The organism is Anaerolineae bacterium (assembly GCA_014360855.1).
Lineage (GTDB): Bacteria > Chloroflexota > Anaerolineae > JACIWP01 > JACIWP01 > JACIWP01.
In genome coordinates this window covers 1-3,678 of record JACIWP010000281.1, presented here as the reverse complement: position 1 = coordinate 3,678, position 3,678 = coordinate 1, and the positions used below count along the sequence as shown (strand labels likewise).

5 protein-coding genes are annotated in these 3,678 nt (G+C 62.5%); all 5 read left to right on the top strand.

What is annotated here, in order from left to right; genetic code table 11:
- The first annotated feature begins 460 nt into the window (after window positions 1-460).
- Window positions 461-628, top strand: coding sequence for a lysine biosynthesis protein LysW (lysW, locus tag H5T60_12670; protein MBC7243283.1), 168 nt, complete (start codon window positions 461-463; stop codon window positions 626-628).
- Between the two features lie 6 nt (window positions 629-634).
- On the top strand, window positions 635-1,525 hold the full coding sequence (lysX, locus tag H5T60_12665; GenBank protein ID MBC7243282.1) for a lysine biosynthesis protein LysX: 891 nt from the start codon (window positions 635-637) through the stop codon (window positions 1,523-1,525).
- On the top strand, window positions 1,519-2,565 hold the full coding sequence (locus tag H5T60_12660; GenBank protein MBC7243281.1) for an N-acetyl-gamma-glutamyl-phosphate reductase: 1,047 nt from the start codon (window positions 1,519-1,521) through the stop codon (window positions 2,563-2,565). The genes lysX and H5T60_12660 overlap by 7 nt, the downstream gene beginning before the upstream one ends.
- Window positions 2,566-2,607: 42 nt before the next feature.
- Window positions 2,608-3,411 carry a [LysW]-aminoadipate kinase gene (locus H5T60_12655; GenBank protein MBC7243280.1) on the top strand — a complete coding sequence of 268 codons (804 nt, stop codon included), beginning with the start codon at window positions 2,608-2,610 and terminating at the stop codon, window positions 3,409-3,411.
- A gap of 25 nt (window positions 3,412-3,436) precedes the next feature.
- On the top strand, window positions 3,437-3,678 hold a 242-nt coding region (locus H5T60_12650; GenBank protein MBC7243279.1), incomplete at its 3' end, for an aminotransferase class III-fold pyridoxal phosphate-dependent enzyme.

Genomic DNA, 3,678 nt, shown 5'->3' with positions numbered 1-3,678 from the left:
GTCACGAATGGTCGCGCGATCGAGTCGTCAGGCGGCCGGCCGGGGATGTCAAATCGGGGCGAAGAAAGGCCGAAAAGCGTCATTTGACAAGCCGGCGGGATTGTGTTATTTTATTCGTGCATCATTCGACAGGGAAAGCAGGGCGAACATGTTGCGTCTTTCGCTCCGAGCCAAGCGAAGCAAGGTGTACCCGCGACCAGGCCGAGGGTCTGGTTAGACTTGCTTTGCGCGCCCTGTGCACCAGTTCAGCGCCTAAGCCAGCCTCCAGGCCCTTTCCAGAGCAGGGAGGCTGGTTTTTTTATGATATTCGAGGTGCCGGGAAGCACCTGTACCGCCGGCCATGACGCGCCCAGGCTCTGTATCCCATGAGTCTGGGCCCTTTTATTCCGACGCCCCACCGCATCAGCGGTGCCGGCTATATTGCTAACAATTTCAGTCAGCAAGGAAAGGAGAAAGAACCATGTTGTGCGAATGTCCCGAATGCGGTGCCGAAATGGAACTGGATGACGACATCATGGTGGGCGAGATCGTCGTCTGCGCCGACTGCGGCGTGGAATGCGAGGTCGTCAGCCTTGAGCCCCTCGAACTGGCTCTGGCGCCCGAAGAAGATGAGGATTGGGGAGAGTAAACGCCTATGAAAGTGGGTATTGTCTGCTCGCGGATTCGGCTGGAAGAAAAGCTTCTCCTCCAGGCGTTCCAGGACCGCGGCGTGGATATCGAGATCATTGATGACCGCCAGCTTGTCCTGGACACTGCCAAACCGAGCCTGCACTTTGACATCGTGGTGGGCAGGTCGCTGAACTACTCGCGCGGCCTCTACGCCCAGCACATCTTTGAGCACTGGGGGGTGCGCACCATCAACCCGTACAAGACCCTGGAAATCTGCGGGGACAAACTGCTGACCACGACAGCCCTCCAGCGAGCCGGCATACCCACGCCGCGCACCGTCATCGCCTTTACGCCGGAGTCGGCCCTGGAAGCCATCGAGGAGATCGGCTACCCCGTGGTGCTGAAGCCCCTGGTGGGTTCCTGGGGCCGGCTCCTGGCCAAAATCAACGACCGCGACGCGGCCGAGGCTGTGCTGGAGCACAAGAGCGTGCTGGGCAACTACCAGCATTCTATCTTCTATATTCAGGAGTTTATCCGCAAACCGAACCGCGACATCCGTGCCGCCGTCATTGGCGACCGCACGGTGCGTGCTATCTATCGCGCCGCCCCGCACTGGATCACCAACACCGCCCGCGGCGGCGAACCGCTCCCCTGTGAGATCACGCCGGAGCTGGACCGCCTGTGCGTGGCCGCCGCCAAAGCCGTCGGCGGGGGCATCGTGGGGGTGGACTTGCTGGAAGATCCCGAACGCGGCCTGCTGGTCAATGAGGTTAACGGCATGATGGAGTTCGGCCGCAGTGCGCATGTCACGGAGGTGAACCTGCCGGGGGAGGTTGCCGATTACGTCATTGGCATCGTCGAAGGTCGCTATCCCTATCCTGGAGAGGAAGTCGAGAAGGAGAAAGCAACGTGTTGAAGGCATCCATCGTTGGCGGTTCTGGCTATGCAGGAGGGGAGCTCCTGCGCCTGCTCCTCTGGCATCCCCACGTAGAGGTCGCCCAGGTGACTTCCGAGAGCCTGGTGGGGGAGTATGTGCATCTGACCCATCCGAACCTACGCGGCCATACCCGGCTGAAGTTCACCTCGGCCAAGCAGTTGGAGCCGTGCGATATTCTCTTCCTGGCACTGCCGCATGGGGAGGCCCAACAACGTATTGACGAGTTCGCCCAGATGGCGACGTATATTATTGATCTGTCCGCTGACTTTCGCCTGCGTGACCCGGCGCTGTACGAGCAGTGGTACGGACAGCCGCATGCGGCGCCGGCCTGGCTCTCGAAGTTCGTCTACGGCCTGCCGGAACTGCACCGCGAGGAACTGCGGACGGCGCGCTACGTCAGCGGGGTGGGTTGCAACGCCACGGCGGTGAACCTGGCCGTGTACCCGCTCTTCGCGGCGGATGTGGTGGACCGCCGGCGCGGCATCATCGTGGAGGTCAAGGCCGGCTCCTCCGAAGGCGGCCATCACCCCAGCCCCGATTCCCATCATCCCGAACGCGCCGGCGTCGTGCGTTCCTATGCCCCGGTCGGTCACCGCCATACCGCTGAGGTCATCCAAGAGATGGCGCTGGGCGGGGAGCCGCCGGCGGTGCATCTTTCCGCCACCGCGCTGGGCATCGTGCGCGGCGCGCTGGCCACCGCGCACCTGTTCCTCAAGGAGCCGCTGACCGAGCGCGACCTGTGGAAGATATACCGGCAGGCCTATGACAAGGAGCCGTTCGTGCGTATCGTGAAGGAAAAGCGGGGCAATTACCGCTATCCGGAGCCCAAGATCCTCGCCGGCAGTAATTACGCCGAGGTGGGCTTCGCGCTGGACGAGTCCACGGGCCGCGTCGTCGCCATTGCGGCCATTGACAACCTGATGAAGGGCGCCGCCGGCAGTGCCGTACAGTGCATGAACATCATGCTGGGCTGGGATGAGAAGGCGGGGCTGGAGTTCCCCGGCCTGCATCCCATCTGATCCCGGCATTTCCATTCCATCCCTCTTGCAGGAGAACGAGCGATGATCGTCGTGAAAGTGGGCGGAGGCCAGGGCATTGACCTGGAGCGCGTCTGTGAGGATGTGGCGCAGGTCTTCCGCAGTGGCCAGCCGTTGATTTTGCTCCACGGGGGCAATTACGAGACCAATCAGATTGCGGAACAGTTGGGACATCCGCCGGAGTTCGTGACCTCGGTGTCGGGGATTGTCAGCCGGCGCACCGACCGCCGCACCCTGGAGATCATGGAAATGGTCTACGCCGGCAAAATCAATAAGGGCATCGTGGAGCTTCTCCAGCGCTACGGCGCCAACGCGGTCGGCCTGTCCGGCATCGACGGCCGCGTGTTGGAGGGCAAGCGCAAGGATGCCATCAAGATCATCAAGGACGGCCGGCGCATGATCCTGCGCGATGATTACACCGGCATCGTCCAGAAGGTAAACACCCATCTCCTGCACCTGCTCCTGGACAACGGCTATCTGCCGGTGCTGGTGCCGCCGGCCATCAGCTTCGAGAGCGAGGCCATCAACGTGGACGGCGACCGGGCGGCGGCGATGGTGGCTTCCGCCATGGGCGCGGAGCAGTTGATCATCCTTTCCAACGTGCCCGGCCTGTTGAAGAATTTCCCCGATGAAAGCACCCTCATCCGCCATATCCCGGCGGCGCGGCTGGATGAGTTCATGCAGTACGCCGATGGACGGATGAAAAAGAAGGTCATGGGCGCCAGCGAGGCCCTGGCCGGCGGCGTGCGCCGGGTGGTCTTTGCCGACGCGCGCGTCGAACGGCCGCTCCAGCGGGCCTTGGCCGGCGAAGGCACCGTCATCGACTGATTCCTCCTCTACAAAGGACAGGTCTATGAACATTATCGAGATCGAGAACCGGCATGAGAGCGGCGTCCATGCCAAGCGCCCCATTGTCCTGGTACGCGGGCAGGGTGCTCGCGTCTGGGACGACCAGGGACGCTCATACATTGACTGCGCGACGGGGCACGGCGTGGCTATCCTGGGGCACTGCCATCCGAGGGTTGTCGAAGCCATCCAGCGCCAGGCAGCCCGGCTCATCACCTGCACGGATACCTATTACAACGACACGCGGGC